This is a genomic window from Paraburkholderia sp. BR10936 (assembly GCF_040965735.1).
GTDB lineage: Bacteria > Pseudomonadota > Gammaproteobacteria > Burkholderiales > Burkholderiaceae > Paraburkholderia > Paraburkholderia nodosa_A.
Genome location: NZ_JBFRCM010000003.1, coordinates 152,566 through 176,922, shown reverse-complemented (window position 1 = coordinate 176,922; position 24,357 = coordinate 152,566). Strand labels below are relative to the sequence as shown.

Genomic DNA, 24,357 nt, shown 5'->3' with positions numbered 1-24,357 from the left:
GCGAAGCAGTTGCGTCATAACGTAAGCAAACTACTTAAGGCAGTAAAAGGGACACACGAAAGATGGCAAAAATCTTCTGCGTTGCGAACCAGAAGGGCGGCGTCGGCAAGACGACGACAACGGTCAATCTCGCCGCGAGCCTCGCATCGCAGGGACAACGTGTCCTTCTCATCGACCTCGACCCGCAGGGCAACGCCACGATGGGCAGCGGCATCGACAAGGCCGCGTGCGAGAACACGGTCTACGAGGTGCTCGTCGACGGTGTCACGGTGAACGCTGCGCGCACGCGACCGGAACAGGTCGGTTACGACGTCCTGCCGGCCAACCGCGAGCTGGCCGGCGCCGAGGTGGAACTCGTGACGGTCGAGCAGCGCGAGCGGCGCCTGAAGGCCGCGCTCGCCGAAGTCGACGCCGATTACGACTTCGTCCTCATCGATTGCCCGCCGGCGCTTTCGCTGCTCACGCTCAACGGCCTGTGCGCCGCCCATGGCGTGGTGATCCCGATGCAGTGCGAATACTTCGCGCTCGAAGGTCTTTCGGATCTCATCAATACGATCAAGCAGGTCCACGCGAACATGAATCGCGACCTGAAGGTGATCGGCCTTCTGCGCGTGATGTTCGATCCGCGCATTACGTTGCAGCAGCAGGTTTCCGAGCAGTTGAAAGAGCACTTCGGCGACAAGGTCTTCGACGCCGTGATCCCGCGCAACGTCCGCCTCGCTGAAGCTCCGAGCTACGGCTTGCCGGGCGTGGTGTTCGATCGCGCCTCGCGCGGCGCACAGGCCTATGTGCAGTTCGGCGCGGAAATGATCGAGCGCGTGCGCGCACTCTGACGAGACTGGGGAAGCACGATGAATGCAGTAGCACGGAAGAAGGGGCTGGGCCGGGGGCTGGAAGCATTGCTCGGCGGCAGCGCGGACATCACCGAGGCGGTGAAGATCGACGGCGCGCCTAACACGCTGCCGCTCACGCAGATGCAGGCCGGCAAGTATCAGCCGCGCACGCGCATGGACGAGGGCGCGCTCCAGGAGCTGGCCGCGAGCATTCGCGCGCAGGGTCTGATGCAGCCGATTCTCGTGCGCCCGGTTGCGACGGGGCGCTACGAAATCATCGCGGGCGAGCGGCGCTTCCGTGCTGCGCACATCGCTGGCCTCACCGAAGTGCCGGTGCTCGTGAAGGATGTGCCCGACCAGGCCGCCGCCGCCATGGCACTGATCGAGAACATCCAGCGCGAGGACCTGAATCCGCTGGAAGAGGCGCAGGGCATCCAGCGCCTGCTCGACGAGTTCAGCTTCACGCACGAGCAGGCGGCCGAGTCGGTCGGACGCTCACGCAGCGCGGTGTCGAATCTGCTGCGTTTGCTCAATCTCGCGGCGCCCGTGCAGACCATGCTGCTGGCCGGCGACCTCGACATGGGCCACGCCCGTGCGCTGCTCGCCGTGGACGCGGCCACGCAGATCACGCTGGCGAACCAGGTGGTCAACAAGCGGATGTCGGTGCGTGAAACGGAGAAGCTCGTTTCGGCCACCACGAAGGCCGCACCGGCAGTCAAGGCGAAGGCCGCGCACGATGGCGGGCGCGACACGCGCCGCCTCGAAGAGGAATTGTCGGACCTGCTCGCCGCATCGGTGAAGATCAAGCTCGGCCGACGCGGGCGAGGGCAGCTCACGGTCGACTTCGGCGACCTCGACGCGCTTGACGGCATCCTGCTGCGCCTGCGCGGCGAGACGGCAGCGTGATGGGCACGATGCGCGCCGCCGCGGCTAACGCGCGCGCCGGCGCATAAAGCCGGTGCGCGAATCGGAGCAGGGCGCGCCTGAGCCCTTGAGCCTGTTGCGCCGCATCGGCGCATTCGCCGTTTCGGAGCCGGTGCTCGCGATCCTCATCGTGGCGTTCGTGGCGTTGCAGATTTACGCACCTCGTCCCATCGCCTCGCTGCCCGCACTTGTCGATTGGCAAACGGTGATGACCCTCGCGGGTCTGCTCATTCTGACGAAGGGTATCGAATATTCAGGACTGCTGACCTGGCTCGCGCACAAGCTCGTCCACTACATTCACTCGGAGCGCGGGCTCGCGTTGCTGCTCGTCGCGCTGGCCGCGGTGCTGGCGATGATCGTGACCAACGATGTGGCGCTTTTCGTCGTGGTGCCGCTCGTGCTGTCGCTGCACAAGCTCACGCCGCTGCCGCTCAAGCGCCTCGTGATCGTCATCGCGCTTGCCGTGAACGCGGGCTCGGTGCTCACGCCGCTCGGCAACCCGCAGAACCTGTTTCTCTGGCAGGTGAGCGGGGTATCGTTCGGACGCTTCGTCGTGGGGCTCGCACCGCTTTGCGCGTTGCTCATGGCGATGCTCATCCTGCTCACGGCGTTTCTCTTCAAGACCGTACCGCTCGATCTCTCGAAAGACGCCGCGCCGCAGCGCGTCGACCGGGCGCTTGCGAGCGTGGCGGCTGTGCTCTTCGTCGCGTTCGTGCTGCTCGCCGATGCGCACCACGCAGGCGTTGCACTTGCCGCCGTCGCCGCGGGCTTTGTGATCTGGCGCATTCGCATCGTGCTCAAGATCGACTGGCTGCTGCTGCTGATCTTCGTGCTGATGTTCATCGTCCTACGCAGCGTGGCCGCGCTGCCCGCCATCCATCACGCGCTGACGTCACTGTCACTGCAAACGCCGATGCGCGCTTTTGCCGCAGGGGCGGTGCTGTCGCAAGTGATTAGCAATGTTCCGGCCGCCATTGTGCTCGCGGGTTTCACGCATGACTGGCGCGCGCTCGCGTTCGGCGTGAGCGTGGGGGGCTTCGGGGTGGCCATCGGCTCGCTGGCGAACCTCATCGCCGTGCGTCTGTCCGGCCAGCGCGGCGTGTGGTTGCTGTTTCACCTGGTCGCCGTGCCGTTCTGGATCGCGGCCTTTTTAGGCGGCGCGCTGCTGCTGCATCTGTTCTGACGGCGCCCCGTCCCACATCCTGGCGCATAGCCCGGATTGCGCGCCAGATGGGCTCGAAATTACCTGGTCATCCTGATGATTGCGCGTTGCCTGCTACGTCCCTTACAGTTACCGGTCACACCCTCGCGGCGCTGGGTTTTCCGCATCATGAAGTCGCATTTCACGGGTGTTATTGAAGGGCCTAAAGTCTTGAATTGCCTGCAACTATCGCTTACAATCGCCCGGATTTATTTGGTTGGCGATGCCGTAAGTACGCTGTAATAAAACGCGTGCAAGGCGAATTTCCGGAATAAAGCGATGGTGGGTCAGAGGCCAGACGAAGCGCCACAGGCGCATGAAGGGCCCGATGTACCGCCGGGCGCAGCCGGAGCATCCAGCCGGGGGCAGGATGCAGCGGCAAGAACTTCCGGACGCGTTGTTTCCAAAGCGGATCACAACGCGCGCTGGGATGAACTGGACGCCAGCCAGCAAGATAACAACGACATCGTTCCGCTCACCCGGGCCGAAGCCGAGCAAATCTTCGGCGCACAGGTGAGTCGCCCATCGCGCGTCACGCCGTTTCGTGTCGTCGCGGCGCAAGTGGTTTTGTCCCTGGTTGCAACGTTGGCGTGGTGGCTGTTTTATAAGCCGCCGGGCAGTGCTGCGTTGTCGGCCTTCCTGGGCGGAGCGATCTGCTGGTTACCCGGTGCGCTGTTCGCGGCGCGCCTGAAGCAGTTGAGCAGGGCGGGCACCGTATTTAACTGGATGCTCGGTGAAGCCTTCAAGATGGGGGCGACGATTGCGATGTTCGTCGCCATCGCGTTCTGGTATCACGACGTGCTGTGGATTCCGCTGCTCGTCACGTACCTGATCGCACTAAAGACATACTGGATCGCGCTCGCGTGGCGCTGACCCGCCAACATCGCGCCGCCTCAAGTCAGGGCGTCGAAGCGATGACGGTGGAAGTTAGCTGGCCGATGCGAAGCAGATAAGACACGATCCACGGCGGCGTGTTCCCGCAATACAGTATTGCGGCGGGAACGGCCGAAAACGATTTTCGACAATTTGGGTGGCTCTAACGATATGGCAGCTAGCGAAGGAACGAGCGGACCGGGTCCGTCCGAGTACATTGCTCACCACTTGCAGAACTTTGCGACCTCGCACCAGACGTCGATCGTCGACTTCAGCGTCTGGAACATCGACACGCTGTTCTGGTCGATTCTGTGCGGCGTCGTGACGATCCTCATCCTGCGCCTCGCTGCGCGCAAAGCGACCCCGGGCGTACCGGGCCGCTTCCAGTGCGCCATCGAAATGCTGGTCGAGATGGTCGAGGACCAGTCCAAGTCCATCGTCCATGGCAACCGCGCATTCATCGCACCGCTCGCGCTGACCGTGTTCATCTGGGTCGCGCTCATGAACTCGCTCGACTTCATTCCCGTCGACCTGCCCACGCGCGTGATCGGCTGGCTCGGCCTGTCCGAAGCGCTGCCGCACCAGCGCATCGTCCCGACTGCCGACCTCAACGGCACGTTCGGCATCGCGCTCGGCGTGTTCGTGCTGATGATTTACTACAACCTCAAGATCAAGGGTCCTGGCGGCTTCGCACACGAACTGCTCTCGGCCCCGTTCGGCGCGCATCCGCTGCTGTGGATCCCGAACCTTGCACTGAACATCATCGAGTTCGTCGCCAAGACGGTTTCGCTCGCCCTGCGGTTGTTCGGCAACATGTATGCAGGCGAGCTGCTGTTCCTGCTGATCGCGCTGCTGGGCGGTCTGTGGAGCTTCGGCGCGGACACGACGGTGCTTGGCTTCATCGGCCACGTGATTGCGGGCAGCGTCTGGGCGATCTTCCACATCCTGATCGTTCTGCTGCAGGCGTTCATTTTCATGATGCTGACGCTGGTGTACATCGGCCAGGCACACGACAAGCACTAAGTGCTCGTCAAACCAGATTTGCAGTTTTAAATCCCCAGTTCCAGAAAATCTCAATAAGGAGTGATCATGCAAGCTTTCATCGCCAACATCCAGGGTTTCACGGCCATCGGTATCGGCATCATCATCGGCCTGGGTGCAATCGGCGCCTGTATCGGTATCGGCCTGATGGGCGGCAAGTACATCGAAGCCTGCGCACGTCAGCCTGAACTGATGAACCCGCTGCAGACGAAGATGTTCCTGCTGGCTGGTCTGATCGATGCAGCGTTCCTGATTGGCGTTGGTGTTGCAATGCTGTTCGCGTTCGCTAACCCGCTGCTCTCGAAGCTCGCGGGCTAAGTTCCCTGGAAGGTTGCGCCTGACCTATAACGGGTAGTGGGCGCATGGCGGAACGGGAGACGAGGCGCTGATCGAGTTTCACAACCGATGAGCGCCTTGCCGTTTCAATTCCCCGGAATAGCAACGATTAAGGAAACACCGTGAATCTCAACGCAACCCTGTTTGCGCAAATGGTCGTGTTCCTGATCCTCGCGTGGTTCACGATGAAGTTCGTGTGGCCGCCGTTGATCAACGCCCTCGACGAGCGCTCGAAGAAGATCGCAGACGGCCTCGCCGCTGCGGAAAAGGGCAAGGCGGAACTCGAAGCGGCGCACAAGCGCGTCGGCGAAGAGCTCGCTACGGCCCGTAACGAGGGTCAAAGCCGTATCGCCGACGCTGAAAAGCGCGCACTGGCGGTCGCAGAAGAAATCAAGGCCCAGGCACACGCCGAAGCGGCACGCATCATCGCTCAGGCGAAGGCCGACGCCGACCAGCAGGTGGTCAAGGCACGCGAAGCCCTGCGCGCCGAAGTCGCCGCCCTCGCCGTGCAAGGCGCCGAGCAGATCCTGAAGCGCGAAGTCGATCAGTCGGCCCACGCCGAACTGCTGAATCAACTGAAAGCCGAGCTCTGATCATGGCCGAACTTGCAACCATCGCCCGCCCGTACGCAGAAGCATTGTTTGGCGTGGCCGAAGCTGGTGACACCGCCGCCTGGTCCACGCTCGTTTCGGAGCTGGCACAGGTTGCGGCCTTGCCCGAGGTGCAGTCGGTCGCGACGAGCCCGAAGGTGAGCCATGCCCAGGTCGCCGAGCTGCTGCTCGCGGCGGTGAAGTCGCCGGTCAAGGAATCGGCCGAGGTGAAGAACCTCGTGCAGATGCTGATCGAGAATCATCGCCTGGCACTGCTGCCGGAAATCCAGACGCAGTTCGAAGCGCTCAAGAACGCCAAGGCAGGTGCTGCTGACGCAGTGATCGTCAGCGCGTTCCCGCTCGAAGGCGTCCAGTTGAACGACCTCGTCGCCAGCCTCGAACGCAAGTTCAAATGCAAGCTGAAGCCGACCGTCGAGATCGACAACTCGCTCATCGGCGGCGTGCGCGTCACGGTCGGCGACGAAGTGCTCGATACCTCGGTCCGCGCGCGGCTCGCCAGCATGCAGGCGGCGTTGACCGCCTGAGCGCCTCGATTCCAGTAATCGGGCGCGGCGGCTGGCACGCAACAGAATTGAACATCAGGAGCGAATAATGCAACTTAATCCCTCTGAGATCAGCGAGCTGATCAAGAGCCGGATCCAGGGCCTTGAAGCGAGCGCAGACGTTCGCAATCAGGGCACCGTGATCTCCGTGACCGACGGTATCGTGCGTATCCACGGCCTGTCGGACGTGATGCAGGGCGAAATGCTCGAATTCCCGGGCAATACCTTCGGCCTCGCGCTGAACCTCGAGCGCGACTCGGTCGGCGCCGTGATTCTGGGTGAGTACGAGCACATCTCGGAAGGCGACATCGTCAAGACGACGGGCCGCATTCTCGAAGTGCCGGTTGGCCCCGAACTGATCGGCCGCGTGGTCGACCCGCTCGGCAACCCGATCGACGGCAAGGGCCCGGTCAACGCCAAGATGACCGACGCGATCGAAAAGATCGCTCCGGGCGTGATCTGGCGTGAAGGCGTGTCGCAGCCGGTGCAAACGGGTCTGAAGTCGATCGACTCGATGGTGCCGATCGGCCGTGGCCAGCGTGAGCTGATCATCGGCGACCGTCAGTGCGGCAAGACCGCAGTGGCCGTCGACACGATCATCAACCAGAAGGGCAAGGACCTCATCTGTATCTACGTCGCCATCGGTCAGAAGGCTTCGTCGATCCAGAACGTGCTGCGCAAGCTCGAAGAAACGGGCGCGATCGAATACACGATCGTCGTTGCCGCTTCGGCTTCGGAATCGGCCGCACTGCAGTACCTCGCACCGTATGCCGGCTGCACGATGGGCGAATACTTCCGCGACCGCGGTCAAGACGCCCTGATCATCTATGACGACTTGACCAAGCAAGCCTGGGCATACCGTCAGATCTCGCTGCTGCTGCGCCGCCCGCCGGGCCGTGAAGCTTACCCCGGCGACGTGTTCTATCTCCACTCGCGTCTGCTCGAGCGCGCGGCTCGCGTGTCGGCCGACTACGTCGAGAAGTTCACGAACGGCGAAGTGAAGGGCAAGACGGGTTCGCTCACCGCACTGCCGATCATCGAAACGCAAGCCGGCGACGTGACCGCATTCGTTCCGACGAACGTGATCTCGATTACCGACGGCCAGATCTTCCTGGAAACCGACCTCTTCAACGCAGGCATCCGCCCGGCAATCAACGCCGGCGTGTCGGTGTCGCGTGTGGGTGGTGCGGCTCAAACGAAGGTCGTGAAGAAGCTGTCGGGCGGTATCCGTACCGACCTCGCGCAGTACCGTGAACTGGCTGCATTCGCCCAGTTCGCATCGGACCTCGACGAAGCGACCCGCAAGCAGCTCGAGCGCGGCCGCCGCGTGACGGAACTGCTCAAGCAGCCGCAGTATCAGCCGCTGCAAGTGTGGGAACTGGCTGTTGCGCTGTTCTCGGCGAACAACGGCTACCTCGACGACATCGACGTCAAGGACGTCCTGCCGTTCGAAAAGGGCCTGCGCGAATACCTGAAGTCGAAGCATGCTGACCTCGTCGCGCGCATCGAGGACAAGAAGGACCTGTCGAAGGACGACGAGAACGCGCTCCACGCGGCTCTCAAGGACTTCAAGAAGTCCGGCGCATATTGATCCGTCCGGGAATCAAACACGATAAACGGACTGGGACCCGGGTAAGCGCTGAATGAAGCGCTGACCCGGGTCGACAAAGGAGCAAAGCAATGGCTGGAATGAAGGAAATTCGCGGCAAGATCAAGAGCGTGCAAAACACGCGCAAGATCACCAAGGCGATGGAAATGGTCGCGGCGTCGAAAATGCGCCGTGCCCAGGAGCGCATGCGCGCCGCCCGCCCGTATGCCGACAAGGTCCGCGACATCGCTGCGCACATGAGCCGTGCGAACCCCGAGTACCGCCACCCGTTCATGGTGGAAAACACCGGTGCGAAGGTCGCAGGCGTGATTCTCGTCACGACCGACAAGGGTCTGTGCGGCGGGATGAACACCAACGTGCTGCGCGCGACGCTGCAGAAGTTCAAGGAGCTGGAAGCATCCGGCACGACGATCGAAGCAACTGCGATCGGCAGCAAGGGCCTCGGTTTCCTGAATCGTCTGCGCGCGAAGGTCGTCTCGAACGTTGTGCAACTCGGCGACACGCCGCACCTCGAAAAGCTGATCGGCGCGATCAAGGTGCAGCTCGACCAGTACTCGGAAGGCAAGCTTTCCGCCGTGTACCTCGCGTACACGCGCTTCGTCAACACGATGAAGCAGGAGCCTGTAATCGAGCAACTGCTGCCGCTGTCGGCCGAGCGTCTGGAAGCGGATGACGACGGCACGACGCCGAAGTCGGCGTGGGACTACATCTACGAGCCGGACGCGCAAACCGTCGTGGACGAACTGCTGGTGCGCTATGTCGAAGCTCTGGTCTATCAGGCCGTGGCGGAAAACATGGCTTCGGAGCAGTCGGCCCGTATGGTGGCGATGAAGGCGGCGTCGGACAACGCGAAGACGGTCATCAACGAACTGCAGCTCTCGTACAACAAGAGCCGCCAGGCCGCGATTACGAAGGAACTTTCGGAAATCGTCGGCGGCGCAGCAGCCGTTTGATCAAGCGACGAGCGCGAACCGATTGCGAAACCGCGCCGGTGTATGCCGGTGAGCGAGTGAAGAATTCAGGTATCTAAAGGAAAATCGATGAGTACAACTGCTTTGGTAGAAGGCAAGATCGTACAGTGCATCGGCGCGGTGATCGACGTGGAATTCCCGCGCGAGAGCATGCCGAAGATCTACGACGCGCTGATTCTCGAAGGGTCGGAACTGACCCTGGAAGTGCAGCAGCAGCTGGGCGACGGCGTCGTCCGCACCATCTGTCTGGGTTCGGCTGACGGCCTGCGCCGCGGCACCGTGGTCAAGAACACGGGCAACCCCATCCGCGTGCCGGTCGGCAAGCCGACCCTCGGCCGCATCATGGACGTGCTCGGCCGTCCGATCGACGAAGCTGGCCCGATCGTGAGCGAAACGACGCGCTCGATCCACCAGAAGGCTCCGGCGTTCGACGAGCTGTCGCCGTCGGCGGAACTGCTCGAAACCGGCATCAAGGTTATCGACCTGATCTGCCCGTTCGCAAAGGGCGGCAAGGTCGGTCTGTTCGGTGGTGCTGGCGTGGGCAAGACCGTCAACATGATGGAGCTCATCAACAACATCGCCAAGGAACACGGTGGTTTCTCCGTGTTTGCGGGCGTGGGCGAGCGTACCCGTGAGGGCAACGACTTCTACCACGAAATGAAGGACTCGAACGTTCTCGACAAGGTCGCGCTGGTGTACGGCCAGATGAACGAGCCGCCGGGCAACCGTCTGCGCGTCGCGCTGACCGGTCTGACGATGGCCGAGCACTTCCGCGACGAAGGCCTCGACGTGCTGTTCTTCGTCGACAACATCTACCGTTTCACGCTGGCTGGCACCGAAGTGTCGGCACTGCTCGGCCGTATGCCGTCGGCAGTGGGCTATCAGCCGACGCTGGCTGAAGAAATGGGCAAGCTGCAAGAGCGCATCACGTCGACCAAGAAGGGCTCGATTACGTCGGTTCAGGCCGTGTACGTCCCTGCGGACGACTTGACCGACCCGTCGCCGGCTACGACCTTCGGCCACCTGGACGCAACCGTCGTGCTGTCGCGTGACATCGCCTCGCTGGGTATCTACCCGGCAGTCGACCCGCTCGACTCGACCTCGCGCCAGATCGACCCGAACGTGATCGGCGAAGAGCACTACTCGATCACGCGCGGCGTGCAGCAAACGCTGCAGCGCTACAAGGAACTGCGCGACATCATCGCGATTCTGGGCATGGACGAACTGTCGCCGGAAGACAAGCTGACGGTGGCCCGCGCTCGCAAGATCCAGCGTTTCCTGTCGCAGCCGTTCCACGTCGCGGAAGTCTTCACGGGCTCGCCGGGCAAGTACGTGCCGCTGAAGGAAACGATCCGCGGCTTCAAGATGATCGTTGACGGCGAATGCGATCACCTGCCGGAGCAGGCGTTCTACATGGTCGGCACGATCGACGAAGCCTTCGAAAAGGCCAAGAAGATCCAGTAAGGGTTAGTTGCCGAAGTGCGGATAAGTCGCGCGACTTATCCGCCACAGCAGCCAATTAATCCCCAAGGAGTCGACACATATGGCAGCAACCATCAAGGTAGACGTCGTCAGCGCCGAAGAGAGCATCTTCGACGGCCAGGCGAAGTTCGTCGCGCTTCCGGGCGAGGCGGGCGAGCTGGGCATTCTGCCGGGGCACACGCCGCTCATCACGCGTATTCGTCCGGGCGCAGTGCGCATCGTGGCGGAAGACGGCGGTGAAGAGTTCGTGTTCGTCGCCGGCGGCATTCTCGAAGTGCAGCCGGGCGCCGTCACGGTGCTCGCCGACACCGCGATCCGCGGCAAGGATCTCGACGAGGCAAAGGCTACGGAAGCGCGCAAGCGCGCTGAAGAGACGCTGCAGAACGCCGGCTCGAACCTCGAGTACGCCACCGCCCAGGCCGAACTGGCCTACGCGGTCGCTCAGCTCGCGGCGATCCAGCGCCTGCGCAAGATGAACCAGCACTAATGGGTTCTCGTACGCGCCCCCTCGTGGGGCCGCGTTCGAAGCAAAAAAGGGCTCCCCGGTTGGGGAGCCCTTTTTGCATGTGCGCGCCGGTGGGCGGGCACGGCCCAATGGCACCGCGATGAAAAACGCGGCATAAATGCCGTGAGCCACGGAGGTCGACCAAAACGCTCCGGCATACTTGACGTTTACGGAAAGGTAATGCCAAATCATTCGTTCGCAGCCGGCCCAGACCCTGCGGGTAAGACTTGATGCCGCCCCCAGTCAAGCCGGTGGCACAATGGTTTTCAAATTCATTTCAAACGCGGGAGTAACGCTCCCCAGGAGACAGCCATCATGGCAATCGACGCAGCAGGCGCGCGCGCCGCGCCCGGTGTACATGAGCCGCTCATCGCGCCGAAAGACGGGCTTTCCTACGTGCGAGGCACGTCCGACGTGCCGCTCAGCGACGCGACCCTCGGCACATTCCTGCAGGAGACCGCCAACCGCTTCCCCGAGCGGCCTGCCGTGGTGTTCCGCGAGCAGGGCATCCGCTGGAACTGGCGCGAGTTCGCCGCAGAAGTGGACGTGCTCGCGGCCGGTTTTGCCGAGCTAGGCATCGTCAAGGGAGATCGCGTCGGCATCTGGTCGCCCAATCGCGTCGAATGGCTGCTCACCCAGTTTGCGACCGCGCGCATCGGTGCGGTGCTCGTCAACATCAATCCCGCCTATCGTCTTGCCGAACTCGAATACGCGCTGAACAAGGTCGGCTGCAAGGCGATCGTCTCGGCGGAGAGCTTCAAGACCTCGAAGTATCTGGAAATGCTGCAGACGCTCGCGCCCGAGCTTGCGAGCGCCACGCCCGGCCAGCTGCAGGCCGCGCGCCTGCCCGAACTGCGCGCGGTCGTGCGCATGTGCGACACGGCCACGCCCGGCATGCTCTGCTTCAGCGAACTCGTGGAGATGGGCCGCGAGCGCATCGCGCGCGACGGCACGGCGTGGCTCGACGCGATCAACGCGACGCTATCGCCCGACGAGGCCATCAACATCCAGTTCACGAGCGGCACGACCGGTAATCCGAAGGGCGCGACGCTCACGCACCGTAACGTGCTCAACAACGGACGTTTCATCGCCCAGGCGATGCGCCTCACCGAAGAAGATTCGCTTTGCATTCCGGTGCCGCTCTATCACTGCTTTGGCATGGTGCTCGCGGTGCTCGCGTGCGTATCCGTTGGCGCGAACATGGTGTTCCCCGGCGAGGCGTTCGATCCGCGCGCGACGCTCGAAGCCGTCTCGGAAGAGGGCTGCACGGCCTTGCACGGCGTGCCCACGATGTTCATCGCGGAGCTCGATCATCCGGAGTTCGCACGCTTCGATCTTTCGAAGCTGCGCACGGGCATCATGGCCGGCTCGCCGTGCCCGATCGAGACGATGAAGCGCGTGGTCTCCAGGATGCATCTCGCCGAAATCACGATCGCCTACGGCATGACGGAAACGAGCCCGGTGTCGTTCCAGAGCTCGACCACCGACCCGCTCGACAAGCGCACGACCACCGTGGGCCGCATTCAGCCGCATCTCGAAGTGAAGATCGTCGACGCGCTCGGCAAAATCGTGCCGGTGGGCGAAACGGGCGAGCTGTGCACGAAGGGCTATTCGGTGATGCAGGGCTACTGGGGCGACGCGGAGAAGACGGCCGAGTCGATCGTCGATGGCTGGATGCATACGGGCGATCTCGCGACGATCGATGCCGAAGGCTACTGCAACATCGTCGGTCGCCTCAAGGACATGCTGATCCGCGGCGGCGAGAACATCTATCCGCGAGAGATCGAAGAGTTTCTGTTCCGCCACCCGAAGGTGCAGTCCGCGCAGGTGTTCGGCGTGCCCGATGCGAAGTACGGCGAGGAAGTGTGCGCGTGGATCGTGCTCCGCCCGGGCGAAGCGGCAACGGCCGAGGAGATTCAGGCGTTCTGCCAGGGGCAGATTGCCCATTACAAGATCCCGAAGTACATCCGCTTCGTCGACGAACTGCCGATGACCGTGACAGGCAAGGTGCAGAAGTTCGTGATGCGCGCGCGCATGATCGACGAACTCAAGATCAACGAGCAGAAGACGGCTTGATACGAGGTTCGATGCAATGCCGCGGCGGACGACTCAAGGCGTCGCTGCGGCATTGCAGAACGCGCAAAATAGTCGGGAAACCGAACGATTATTTACGCTGGAGGGAGTGGGTGCGGAGCGATGCCTGTTGAATAACGAAACGTACAGGCGAAAAAAAAGCGGGCCTGGAGCCCGCTAAAAACCACACGCTACGGGGTTAGCGCGAGGAGACCAAAGGAGGAGCCGGGTCATGAAACGTCTTCGACGCCGGTCACGGCTCCAACAAGGATGCCCCTCGAGAGGGCTTCGGCGTAGGGCCGACCGGCTGGTGTTTTGTGTCCGCTCACACTGGCACCGCGCCACATCCGTGTTGAAACCGTTGAAGGCATTGTGGGCGAATTAAGATAGGTTCGCGGTAACAAAGTGTTTCAGGTTGTAACGCCCGTCAGATAAGGCTCTGCGGCGCTTTTTGCCATCCTGAGCGTTTCGCGGAAGTCATTTTTACCGCTATTTTTCGAGGCTGCCTGACAGCCTTAATCGCAACTCGCGCGCGAGGATTCGAATCGCATGAAGGAAGGCCCACCGCATGGGCCTTTTTACGCATGACGCGTACGGTACAGATTTACCGGGTGCGCACATGCGCAATGCGTCGGCATTGCGCTCGCGCGTGGAATGCAAACTTTGCGTGCCTCGTGTGACCCCATGTTCTGCAACTCATCGTAGCAATTCGAAGGGCCATAACAATGCGGCGCGATTCAACACTTCACTTCAGCCACTTGTCGGAGATTGCCTGATATTCGCCGCTCGCGCGCGCAAGGTGCAGCCACTGATCGACATACTGCTGGAACACCACGTCGCCGCGCGGCACCATCCACGCTTTTTCGCCGTACTGAAACGGCTTGTCGGGATGCACCGAACACAGCCCCGGGTTGAGCTTCTGCTGCAACATGGTCTCGGAGGCGTCGGTCACCATTACGTCGGCCTTGCCCGCGAGAATCTGTTTGAAGATCGTCACGTTGTCCGGGTACATGATGAGATTCGCATTCGGCAGGAACTGCTTCGCGAAGCGCTCGTTCGTGCCGCCCGGATTCACGATCACGCGCACCGAAGGCTGGTTGATCTGCTCAACGGTCTGATACTTCTTGACGTCCGCGCATCGCACGATCGGCGTCTTGCCGTCGACCTGATAAGCCTCGGTGAAGAACGCGCGCTTCTGGCGCTCGAGCGTCGTGGAGACGCCGCCCACTGCAACGTCGCACTTCGCGAGGAAGTCGTTCATGAGGTTCGACCACGACGTCTTCACGAACTCGGCCTTCACGCCCAGCGACTTCGCAAGCGACTGGGTCATGTCGATGTCGATGCCTTCGAACGTGCCGTCCTGCCTGTAGAACGAGTAGGGCTTGTAGTCGCCGGTCGTGCAGGCGCGCAGCGTGCCGCGCGCGATGATTTCGTCGAGGCGCGACGGGGCCGTGGCGCTCTGCGCACCGTTGGCGGGGGTACCGGCGGACTGGCTCGTGGCGCACGCGCTCAGCAAAGCGGCGCTAACGATCGTCAGGCCGAGGGCGGCTTTATTCATCGTGTCTCCAGATCTGGTTTTGGTTGATGTAATGTTTTGGAAAGCCGTCTGATGATAGTCCTCGCGTACGCGGCCGTTAAGCGCGGACTTACCTGGGTAGGCAGGCCTATACTTCAGTGGCATTGCGCTTTCTGATCCCGCCCATCAGGGGCATGACGCGACGGCCGCTCCGGTAAAATGGCCGCTTGCTTCCGAACCTTGGCGCGACTTCGCGCATCCAGCACGTGGCCCACACTCTCCTGAACGACACCTTCCTGCGCGCGCTGCTGCGCCAGCCGACCGAGTACACGCCGATCTGGCTGATGCGCCAGGCAGGCCGCTATCTGCCGGAGTACAACGCCACGCGCAGCCGCGCGGGCAGCTTCCTCGGCCTCGCGAAGAATCCCGATTACGCGACGGAGGTCACGCTCCAGCCGCTCGAGCGCTATCCGCTCGACGCCGCGATCCTGTTCTCCGACATTCTCACGATTCCGGACGCGATGGGCCTTGGCCTCTCGTTCCAGGCGGGTGAAGGGCCGAAGTTCGCGCACCCCGTGCGTACCGAAGAAGACGTGGCGCGGCTCGCCGTGCCGGATATCGGCGCGACGCTCGGCTACGTGACCGACGCCGTACGCGAAATTCGCCGCGCGCTCACCAATGCAGAAGGGCACCAGCGTGTGCCGCTGATCGGCTTCTCGGGCAGCCCTTGGACGCTCGCCTGCTACATGGTCGAAGGTGGCGGCTCGGACGACTTCCGCACGGTGAAGTCGATGCTGTACGCGCGCCCCGACCTCATGCAACGCATTCTCGAAGTGAACGCGCAGGCGGTGGCGGCCTATCTGAACGCGCAGATCGAAGCCGGCGCGCAGGCCGTGATGATCTTCGACACCTGGGGCGGCGCGCTCGCGGACGGCGCGTACCAGCGCTTCTCGCTGGCGTACATCGCGCAGGTCGTGGCGCAGCTCAAGCGCGAGCACGCCGGCGAGCGCGTGCCCGTGATCACCTTCACGAAGGGCGGCGGCCTCTGGCTCGACGAAATCGCCAATACGGGCGTGGACGCCGTTGGCCTCGACTGGACCGTCAACCTCGGGCGCGCGCGCGAGCGCGTGGGCGAGCGCGTGGCGCTGCAGGGCAACCTCGACCCCACGGTGCTGTTCGCTTCGCCGGCCGCGATTCGCGAGCAGGCGCGCGCGGTACTGGACAGCTTTGGCGCGCACCCGGGCCACGTGTTCAACCTCGGCCACGGCATTTCGCAGTTCACGCCTCCCGAAAGCGTGGCCGAACTCGTGGACGAAGTGCATCGCCACAGCCGCGCGATCCGCGCGACCGGTGCGTGACGTTTTTGATGCGCCGCACCAAGCTGGGCTCCGGGCGTCAGGGTATGACCGGGCTCAAGAGGCCATCCAGACGCCATCGCGGTCCTGTCAAGACTTGACTTATACACACTTGCCTCGTTGCGGCGCGCAAGAGGGAAAGGTTGTCGCAGGCGCCCGTTCAGGTCTGCGCAGAATCAATCAGACCCTTGACAGACAAGGCTTTCGGCGCTCCACGGCGCTGTGTGCGGTATCCCACATAACGACGACACGCGGGCGCGCTGCGGCGGCGCCCGGGAAGTTCTCAACAAAGTTATCCACAGGCGCAGATTCGGGGGCGCGATTGTTCTGCGGAATCCAAAACTTAGCGCGAAATCTCAAGTATTACTTGAGGTTTGCATGTCTGTGCGGTGGCGTACGGAACTTCCCTGGGAGTGAGGCATGACAGGGCAGTACGTGCGCGTGGCGCTGGACCATCCACTGGATGCGCTCTACGACTATCGCTATGGCCTCGACAGCGCGCCGGAGCCCGGCATGCTCGTGCGCGTGCCGTTCGGACGTCGCGACGTCGTCGGCCTGATCTGCGAAGTGACCACTCACAGCGACGTGCCCGCGAACAAGCTCCGCGACGTGAGCGCGGTGTGCGCCGCCTGTCCGCCGCTTTCGGCGCAATGGCTCGCGCTGGCTGGCTTTGCCGCCGACTACTATCAGCGGGGCCTGGGCGAGGTCGCGTTGCCGGCGCTGCCACAGGCGCTGCGCGATCCGTCGCGCTGGGCGCGCATGCTCGCCCCCGAGGAGCGCTACCGTCTGTCGCCGCAAGGGCGCGCCGAGTTGCCCGACGCGTTGCCGGCGCGCGCCCAGGCGCTGCGCCGTCTCGCGCAGGCGCTCGTTGATGCCGGCGAACTCGACGTCGCCGCGGCCCGCGCGCTGCATCCGAAGGCGATTGCGACGCTCGAAGCCTGGTGCGAAGCGGGCTGGGTCGAGCATGAGTCCATTGCGGTCGGCGCGGCCGCCAGTGCAGCCCACAGCGCCGCGCAGACTGCCGCCATGGTGGACGTCCCGCGCCTGAGCGACGAACAGGCCGAAGCCGTGGAAGCCATCGGCGAGGCGAGCGGGTTCGCGCCCTTCCTGTTGCACGGCGTGACGGGCAGCGGCAAGACCGAGGTCTATCTGCGCGCGCTCGCGGCGCTGCTCGAGCGCGACCCCGGCGCGCAGGCGCTCGTGCTGGTCCCGGAAATCAATCTCACGCCGCAGTTCGAGGCGGCGTTTCGCACGCGCTTCGCGGCCACGCTCGCCGACGAGGCCATCGTCACGCTTCACAGCGGCCTCGCGGAAGGCGAGCGCGCCCGCAACTGGCTCGCGGCACACACGGGCCGAGCGCGCATCGTGCTCGGCACGCGGCTCGCGGTGCTGGCCTCGCTGCCGCGTCTCTCGATGCTCGTGATCGACGAGGAGCACGACCCCGCCTACAAGCAGCAGGAAGGGCTGCGCTACTCGGCGCGCGACCTCGCGGTATGGCGTGCGAAGCAGCTGGGCGTGCCGGTCGTGCTCGGCTCGGCCACGCCGTCGCTCGAAAGCTGGTGGCAGGCCGAGCAGGGCCGCTACACGCGCCTCACGCTCTCGCGCCGCGCAATTGCCGACGCGGTGCTGCCCACCGTCAAGCTGATCGATCTCGAAGAGGAGCGCCGGCGGGGCCGCGCTTCCTTCGAAGGGCTCTCCGGGCCCCTGGTCGCGGCGATGAAGGCGCGCCTCGAGCGCGGCGAGCAGAGCCTCGTGTTCCTGAACCGTCGCGGTTATGCGCCTACGCTCGCTTGCGACGCCTGCGGCTGGGTGGCGGGCTGCCCGCGCTGCAGCGCGTACGTCGTGCTGCACAAGCCCGAGCGCGCGCTGCGCTGCCATCACTGCGGCTGGGAATCGCGCATTCCGCATTCGTGCCCGGAGTGCGGCAACGTCGACATCGCGCCGATGGGGCGCGGCACACAGCGCATCGAGGAGGCGCTCGCGAGCGCGGTGCCGGGCGCGCGGGTGCTGCGCATCGACGCCGACAGCACGCGCCGCAAGGGCAGCGCGCAGGCGCTCTTTTCCGACGTGCACGCGGGCGAGGTCGACATCCTGGTGGGCACGCAAATGATCGCGAAGGGGCACGACTTCCAGCGCGTGTCGCTCGTCGGCGTGCTGAACGCCGACAATGCGCTCTTTTCGCACGATTTCCGGGCGAGCGAGCGCCTGTTCGCGCAGTTGATGCAGGTGAGCGGACGGGCGGGGCGCGCCGGCCTGGCCGGCGAGGTGCTCGTGCAGACGCGCTATCCGCGCCACGCGCTCTATCACGCGCTGGCGCGCCAGGACTACGTGGGGTTTGCGAATACGCAGGTCGCGGAGCGGCGCGACGCGCACCTGCCGCCGTTCGTCTATCAGGCGTTATTGCGCGCCGAAGGGCGCACGCTGGACGCGGCGCTGGCGTTTCTCGCCCAGGCCGCGGAGGCGCTCACCGCGATTCCGGGCGCCGAGCGTGTCATGGCCTACGACGCGGTGCCGCTCACCATCGTGAAGGTGATGAACGTGCATCGCGCGCAACTGCTCGTGGAAAGCCAGTCGCGTGCCGCGCTGCAGGCAACGCTGCGCGCATGGCAGCCCGCGCTGCGCGCGTTGCGCGGCGTGTTGCGCTGGAATCTCGAAGTCGATCCGCTCGATATCTAGCCGCGGACAGCCGCCGCCATGGCCCCGTTGCCGCAACAGCGGGGCCACCCGGTATCAACTTCCCGTTTCTTCCTTACTGGCCGACCGTATCGGCCGCATCCGTGCGCGCCGCGCGCTTCAAACTCATGCGGCGTTCATCCGGCGCCGTCGCGCCGCGCATGAACAGCACGGCGCACGTGGCGCACAACGTCCAGATCCCTGCAATTACCAGCAGCTTTTCCATTTTTTGGTCCCTACGCATTTTCTTGTGATCAACAACCCCGCTCTGTTTGTATAACGGCACGGCCGCGGAATCGATTAGGGTTGTCCAGCGTGTTGCTGGGCCAGGGAAAATACCGAGCGCGACCCGCGCGGCCCGGTGGGCGGTCATCGGCCGCAAACCCAGGCTGCACAAGGCCTCAACCGTGGTGCAACCATTTTGCGAGAGTGGTTGCACCTTTTTATTGGTAGGGTTACGATTCGCCAACTTTTTGGTCACCGCCGGTGCGGGTCTGCCGGCATATGAAGGAAACATGGCTAGCACCACACTTGGCGTCAAAGTCGACGATCTCCTCCGCTCGCGCCTCAAGGACGCCGCCACGCGGCTCGAGCGCACGCCGCACTGGCTCATCAAGCAAGCCATCTTTGCCTACCTCGAGAAGATCGAGCACGGCCAGTTGCCTCCCGAACTCAATGGTCATGTCGGTGCGACCGATCTCGCGGAAGGTGCTACCGCTGACGACGACGAAGCGGCGTCGCACCCGTTCCTTGAATTCGCGCAAAACGTGCAACCGCAGTCGGTGCTGCGCGCGGCCATCACGGCCGCGTACCGCCGCCCTGAGCCGGAGTGCGTGCCATTCCTGATCGGTGAAGCGCGCCTGCCGGCCAACCTCACGGGCGACGTGACGAAGCTCGCCACGAAGCTCGTCGAAACGCTGCGTGCGAAGGGTACCGGCGGCGGCGTGGAAGGCCTGATCCACGAGTTTTCGCTGTCGAGCCAGGAAGGCGTGGCGCTGATGTGCCTCGCCGAAGCGCTGCTGCGCATTCCCGATCGCGCGACGCGCGACGCGCTCATTCGCGACAAGATCAGCAAGGGCGACTGGAAATCGCACGTGGGCCACGCGCCGTCGCTGTTCGTGAACGCCGCCACCTGGGGCCTCATGATCACCGGCAAGCTCGTCACGACGAACAGCGAGACGGGTCTGTCGTCGGCGCTCACGCGCATGATCGGCAAGGGCGGCGAGCCGCTGATCCGCAAGGGCGTGGATATGGCCATGCGCCTGATGGGCGAGCAGTTCGTCACGGGCGAGAACATCTCCGAGGCGCTGGCCAACAGCCGCAAGTTCGAAGCGCGCGGTTTCCGCTACTCGTACGACATGCTCGGCGAGGCCGCCACGACGGAAGCTGATGCCCAGCGCTACTACGCATCGTACGAGCAGGCGATCCACGCGATCGGCAAGGCCGCGGGCGGCCGCGGCATCTACGAGGGCCCCGGCATCTCGATCAAGCTCTCCGCGCTGCACCCGCGCTACTCGCGCGCGCAGCAGGAACGCACGATGGGCGAGCTGCTGCCGCGCGTGCGCGCACTCGCCGTGCTCGCTCGCCGCTATGACATCGGCCTCAATATCGACGCCGAAGAAGCCGACCGCCTCGAACTCTCGCTCGACCTGCTCGAAGCGCTGTGCTTCGATCCGGAACTCGCGGGCTGGAACGGCATCGGCTTCGTGGTCCAGGCTTACCAGAAGCGCTGCCCGTTCGTGATCGACTACATCGTCGATCTCGCGCGGCGCAGCCGTCACCGCATCATGGTGCGCCTCGTGAAGGGCGCGTACTGGGATACGGAAATCAAGCGCGCCCAGGTGGACGGCCTCGAAGGCTATCCCGTGTACACGCGCAAGATCTACACGGATGTCTCCTACCTCGCCTGCGCGAAGAAGCTGCTCGGCGCGCCGGATGCCGTGTATCCGCAGTTCGCCACGCACAACGCGTACACGCTCTCGGCGATCTATCACCTCGCGGGCCAGAACTACTATCCCGGCCAGTACGAATTCCAGTGCCTGCACGGCATGGGCGAGCCGCTGTACGAAGAAGTCACGGGCCCGCTCTCGCAGGGCAAGCTCAACCGTCCGTGCCGCGTCTACGCGCCGGTCGGAACGCATGAAACGCTGCTCGCGTATCTCGTGCGCCGTCTGCTCGAAAACGGCGCGAACACGTCGTTCGTGAACCGCATCGCCGATGCTTCCGTGCCGGTCGCCGAACTGGTCACGAACCCCATCGACGACGCCGCCAAGGTCGTGCCGCTCGGCGCGCCGCACGCGAAGATTCCGCTGCCGCGCGAGCTGTATGGCAACGAGCGTTTCAATTCGATGGGCCTCGATCTGTCGAACGAGCATCGTCTCGCGTCGCTCTCGTCGGCGCTGCTGGCGAGCGCGCATCATCCGTGGCGCGCCGCGCCGATGCTCGCCGACAGCGAGATCGCAGACAGCGCCGCACGCGACGTGCGCAATCCCGCCGATCATCGCGATCTCGTCGGCACCGTAGCGGAAGCGACGAGCGAGCACGTGAGCGCCGCGCTCTCGCACGCCGTGGCCGCCGCGCCGATCTGGCAGGCCACGCCCGTCGAAGCGCGCGCGGATTGCCTCGCACGCGCCGCCGATCTGCTCGAAGCCCAAATGCATACGCTGATGGGCCTGATCGTGCGTGAAGCGGGCAAGTCGCTGCCGAACGCCGTGTCGGAAATTCGCGAAGCCATCGACTTCCTGCGCTACTACTCCACGCAGATCCGCGAAGAGTTCTCGAACGACACGCATCGCCCGCTCGGGCCGGTGGTGTGTATCAGCCCGTGGAACTTCCCGCTCGCGATCTTCATGGGCCAGGTGGCCGCCGCGCTCGCAGCCGGCAACACCGTGCTCGCGAAGCCCGCGGAACAAACGCCGCTGATCGCCGCGCAAGCCGTGCGCATCCTGCGCGAAGCCGGCGTGCCGGCGGGCGCGGTGCAACTGCTGCCGGGCAACGGCGAGACCGTGGGCGCGGCGCTCGTCGCCGATCACCGCACGCGTGCCGTGATGTTCACGGGCTCGACCGAAGTCGCGCGCCTCATCAACAAGACGCTGTCCGAGCGCCTCGATTCCGAAGGCCGCCCGATTCCGCTGATCGCCGAAACCGGCGGCCAGAACGCGATGATCGTCGATTCGTCGGCACTCGCGGAGCAGGTCGTGGCCGACGTGCTGCAAAGCGCCTTCGACTCGGCCGGCCAGCGTTGTTCCGCGCTGCGCGTGCTGTGCCTGCAGGACGACGTGGCCGACCGCACGCTCGAAATGCTCACGGGCGCGATGAAGGAACTCGCGGTGGGCAATCCCGACCGCCTCTCGACCGACGTCGGCCCCGTGATCGACATCGACGCGAAGCGCGGTATCGATACGCACGTCGCCGGCATGCGCGAAAAGGGCCGCAAGGTCCAGCAGATGCCGACGCCAGACTCCTGCGCGCAAGGCACATTCGTGCCGCCTACGCTCATCGAGCTCGACAGCCTCGACGAACTCAAGCGCGAAGTGTTCGGCCCGGTGCTGCACGTGGTGCGCTATCGCCGCAGCCAGCTCGACAAGCTGCTCGAGCAGATCCGCGCGACGGGCTACGGCCTCACGCTCGGCATTCACACGCGTATCGACGAAACGATCGCGCACGTGATCGGCCGCGCGCACGTGGGCAACATCTACGTGAACCGCAACGTGATCGGCGCGGTGGTGGGGGTGCAGCCGTTCGGCGGCGAAGGTCTCTCGGGCACGGGTCCGAAGGCGGGTGGCGCACTGTATCTGTCGCGTCTGCTCGCGAAGCGTCCGGCCGGTTTGCCGAAGTCGCTCGCCGATGTGCTCGTCGTCGACGCGCCGCAAGCGGCTGACGGCAACGGCGCGCCGCAATCGGCACAGGCTGCGCTCACGACGCTGCGCGACTGGCTCATCGCCGAGCGCGAGCCCGCGCTCGCGGCACGCTGCGACGGCTACCTCGAATACGTGCTCGCGGGCGCCACGGCGGTTCTGCCGGGCCCGACGGGCGAGCGCAACACCTACACGCTTTCGGCGCGCGGCACGGTGCTGTGCGTGCCGTCGACGGCCACGGGCGCCCGCGCACAACTCGCCGTTGCGCTCGCAACGGGCAACCGCGCGCTGTTCCAGGGCGCGGCAGGCGAAGCGCTGGTGAGCGCGTTGCCGGCGGCACTGAAGGCGCACGTAGCGATCAAGAAGACGGCGGATGCCGACTTCGATGCGGTCCTCTTCGAAGGCGACAGCGACGAGCTGCTCGCACTCGTGAAGGAAGTGGCCAAACGTCCTGGCCCGATCGTCTCGGTGCAGGGCGTGGCAGCGCACGCGCTCGCCAACGGCGATGAAGATTACGCTCTCGAACGACTGCTCGCGGAACGTTCGGTCAGCGTGAATACGGCAGCAGCGGGCGGTAATGCAAACTTGATGACGATCGGTTAAGCACCAGCCATACTGTCGGTCGTCTCAAGACAAGGAAGCGGCAAGGTCCATTGAAATCCGAAGCCGCTCGTTCGATACCTGGTACCAAGGAGAAGCAATGCAACACACGATGAAGCAGCTGGCAGGCGCAACGCTTGTTGCCGCCCTGTCGCTGGCGGGGACTGCGCAGGCACAACAAGCCGAAGACGTGAAGATCGGTTTCGCCGGTCCGATGACGGGCGCGCAGGCGCACTATGGCAAGGACTTCCAGAACGGCATCACGCTCGCAGTCGAAGACATGAACGCGACGAAGCCCGTGATCGGCGGCAAGCCGGTTCACTTCGTGCTCGACTCGGCCGACGATCAGGCCGACCCGCGCACGGGCACGACGGTCGCGCAGAAGCTCGTCGACGACGGCATCAAGGGCATGCTCGGTCACTTCAACTCGGGCACGACGATCCCGGCTTCGCGCATCTACGCGAACGCAGGCATCCCGCAGATCGCCATGGCGACGGCGCCTGAGTACACGCAGCAAGGCTTCAAGACGACGTTCCGCATGATGACCTCGGACACGCAGCAGGGTTCGGTCGCCGGCACGTTCGCCGTGAAGAACCTCGGCTTGAAGAAGATCGTCGTGATCGACGACCGCACGGCCTACGGCCAGGGTCTCGCCGACGAATTCTCGAAGGCTGCAAAGGCTGCCGGCGGCAACATCATCGACCGTGAATACACCAACGACAAGGCCGTCGACTTCAAGTCGGTCCTGACGAAGGCGAAGGCGATGAACCCCGACCTGGTCTACTTCGGCGGCGCGGATTCGCAAGCGGCACCGATGGTCAAGCAGATGAAGTCGCTGGGCATCAAGGCCCCGCTGATGGGCGGCGAAATGGTGCACACGCCGACCTTCCTGCAGATCGCGGGTGACGCGGCGAACGGCACGGTGGCGTCGCTCGCCGGCCTGCCGCTCGACCAGATGCCGGGTGGCAAGGACTACGTCACGAAGTACAAGAAGCGCTTCGGCGAAGACGTGCAGACGTACTCGCCGTACGCCTACGACGGCGCCATGGCGATGTTCGACGCGATGAAGAAGGCCAACTCGACGGATCCGGCGAAGTACCTGCCGTTCCTCGCGAAGACCAGCATGCCGGCAGTCACGACGTCGGACCTCGCGTACGACACGCGCGGCGACCTGAAGAACGGCGGCATCACGCTGTACAAGGTCGTCGACGGCAAGTGGACGACGCTGCAAAGCGTGGGCGGCAAGTAAGCGCCTGAGCTTTAGCTGAAGTCAAAAGCCCCGCAGAATCGAAAGATCTGCGGGGCTTTTGTTTGTGCGCTCACAACTGCTCACTCAGTGCGACAGGTGAGCTTGT

General features: G+C 64.2%; 19 protein-coding genes. 17 read left to right on the top strand and 2 right to left on the bottom strand.

What is annotated here, in order from left to right:
- The first annotated feature begins 62 nt into the window (after positions 1–62).
- From AB4Y36_RS07310 to AB4Y36_RS07250, 13 genes are all read left to right on the top strand, one after another.
- Positions 63–833, top strand: coding sequence for a ParA family protein (locus AB4Y36_RS07310; RefSeq protein ID WP_069264452.1), 771 nt, complete (start codon positions 63–65; stop codon positions 831–833).
- An 18-nt stretch (positions 834–851) separates the two neighbouring features.
- Entirely contained in the window at positions 852–1,739 is an 888-nt protein-coding gene (locus AB4Y36_RS07305; protein ID WP_042265990.1) for a ParB/RepB/Spo0J family partition protein, read from the top strand.
- A gap of 85 nt (positions 1,740–1,824) precedes the next feature.
- On the top strand, positions 1,825–2,940 hold the full coding sequence (locus AB4Y36_RS07300; RefSeq protein ID WP_256094702.1) for an SLC13 family permease: 1,116 nt from the start codon (positions 1,825–1,827) through the stop codon (positions 2,938–2,940).
- A 297-nt stretch (positions 2,941–3,237) separates the two neighbouring features.
- Positions 3,238–3,831 (top strand): ATP synthase subunit I, encoded by a 594-nt coding sequence (locus tag AB4Y36_RS07295; RefSeq protein ID WP_083245236.1) that lies wholly within the window; start codon positions 3,238–3,240, stop codon positions 3,829–3,831.
- Positions 3,832–4,002: 171 nt separating this feature from the next.
- Entirely contained in the window at positions 4,003–4,854 is an 852-nt protein-coding gene (gene atpB / locus AB4Y36_RS07290) for a F0F1 ATP synthase subunit A (protein ID WP_069264450.1), read from the top strand.
- 66 nt (positions 4,855–4,920) lie between these two features.
- A complete protein-coding gene (atpE, locus tag AB4Y36_RS07285) occupies positions 4,921–5,190 on the top strand; it encodes a F0F1 ATP synthase subunit C (RefSeq protein ID WP_028203308.1) in 270 nt (89 codons plus the stop codon).
- Between the two features lie 140 nt (positions 5,191–5,330).
- Positions 5,331–5,801, top strand: a complete 471-nt coding sequence (locus AB4Y36_RS07280; protein ID WP_028213229.1) for a F0F1 ATP synthase subunit B — start codon at positions 5,331–5,333, stop codon at positions 5,799–5,801.
- A gap of 2 nt (positions 5,802–5,803) precedes the next feature.
- Complete coding sequence (locus tag AB4Y36_RS07275; protein ID WP_368682639.1) at positions 5,804–6,343, top strand: F0F1 ATP synthase subunit delta; 540 nt, start codon at positions 5,804–5,806, stop codon at positions 6,341–6,343.
- 67 nt (positions 6,344–6,410) lie between these two features.
- Complete coding sequence (gene atpA / locus AB4Y36_RS07270) at positions 6,411–7,952, top strand: F0F1 ATP synthase subunit alpha (protein ID WP_069264448.1); 1,542 nt, start codon at positions 6,411–6,413, stop codon at positions 7,950–7,952.
- Positions 7,953–8,041: 89 nt separating this feature from the next.
- Positions 8,042–8,923: a F0F1 ATP synthase subunit gamma gene (gene atpG, locus AB4Y36_RS07265; protein WP_069264446.1), complete on the top strand. Its 882-nt coding sequence runs from the start codon at positions 8,042–8,044 to the stop codon at positions 8,921–8,923.
- An 87-nt stretch (positions 8,924–9,010) separates the two neighbouring features.
- The gene (gene atpD, locus AB4Y36_RS07260; RefSeq protein WP_069264444.1) at positions 9,011–10,405 is read left to right on the top strand and encodes a F0F1 ATP synthase subunit beta; all 1,395 of its coding nucleotides are present in this window, start codon (positions 9,011–9,013) and stop codon (positions 10,403–10,405) included.
- A gap of 79 nt (positions 10,406–10,484) precedes the next feature.
- A complete protein-coding gene (locus AB4Y36_RS07255; protein ID WP_028203314.1) occupies positions 10,485–10,910 on the top strand; it encodes a F0F1 ATP synthase subunit epsilon in 426 nt (141 codons plus the stop codon).
- Between the two features lie 333 nt (positions 10,911–11,243).
- Positions 11,244–13,004 (top strand): AMP-binding protein, encoded by a 1,761-nt coding sequence (locus AB4Y36_RS07250; protein ID WP_368682638.1) that lies wholly within the window; start codon positions 11,244–11,246, stop codon positions 13,002–13,004.
- Between the two features lie 742 nt (positions 13,005–13,746).
- Here AB4Y36_RS07250 and AB4Y36_RS07245 read toward each other — a convergent pair.
- Complete coding sequence (locus AB4Y36_RS07245) at positions 13,747–14,559, bottom strand: transporter substrate-binding domain-containing protein (protein ID WP_368618550.1); 813 nt, start codon at positions 14,557–14,559, stop codon at positions 13,747–13,749.
- Between the two features lie 224 nt (positions 14,560–14,783).
- Here AB4Y36_RS07245 and hemE point away from each other — a divergent pair, with 224 nt between their 5' ends.
- Together hemE and AB4Y36_RS07235 are read left to right on the top strand one after the other, a co-directional pair.
- Positions 14,784–15,875: a uroporphyrinogen decarboxylase gene (gene hemE / locus AB4Y36_RS07240; RefSeq protein ID WP_368603722.1), complete on the top strand. Its 1,092-nt coding sequence runs from the start codon at positions 14,784–14,786 to the stop codon at positions 15,873–15,875.
- A 417-nt stretch (positions 15,876–16,292) separates the two neighbouring features.
- On the top strand, positions 16,293–18,548 hold the full coding sequence (locus AB4Y36_RS07235) for a primosomal protein N' (RefSeq protein ID WP_368682637.1): 2,256 nt from the start codon (positions 16,293–16,295) through the stop codon (positions 18,546–18,548).
- Between the two features lie 73 nt (positions 18,549–18,621).
- Here the strand turns inward: AB4Y36_RS07235 and AB4Y36_RS07230 are convergent, their stop codons facing one another.
- Positions 18,622–19,062, bottom strand: coding sequence for a hypothetical protein (locus AB4Y36_RS07230; protein WP_368682636.1), 441 nt, complete (start codon positions 19,060–19,062; stop codon positions 18,622–18,624).
- On the opposite strand from AB4Y36_RS07230, the gene putA reads away from it, so the two are divergent.
- Both putA and AB4Y36_RS07220 read left to right on the top strand, forming a co-directional pair.
- Complete coding sequence (gene putA / locus AB4Y36_RS07225) at positions 19,061–23,005, top strand: trifunctional transcriptional regulator/proline dehydrogenase/L-glutamate gamma-semialdehyde dehydrogenase (protein WP_368682635.1); 3,945 nt, start codon at positions 19,061–19,063, stop codon at positions 23,003–23,005. The two genes, AB4Y36_RS07230 and putA, sit on opposite strands and share 2 nt — an antisense overlap.
- Before the next feature lie 97 nt (positions 23,006–23,102).
- On the top strand, positions 23,103–24,251 hold the full coding sequence (locus AB4Y36_RS07220; RefSeq protein ID WP_069264433.1) for a branched-chain amino acid ABC transporter substrate-binding protein: 1,149 nt from the start codon (positions 23,103–23,105) through the stop codon (positions 24,249–24,251).
- Positions 24,252–24,357 lie beyond the last annotated feature (106 nt).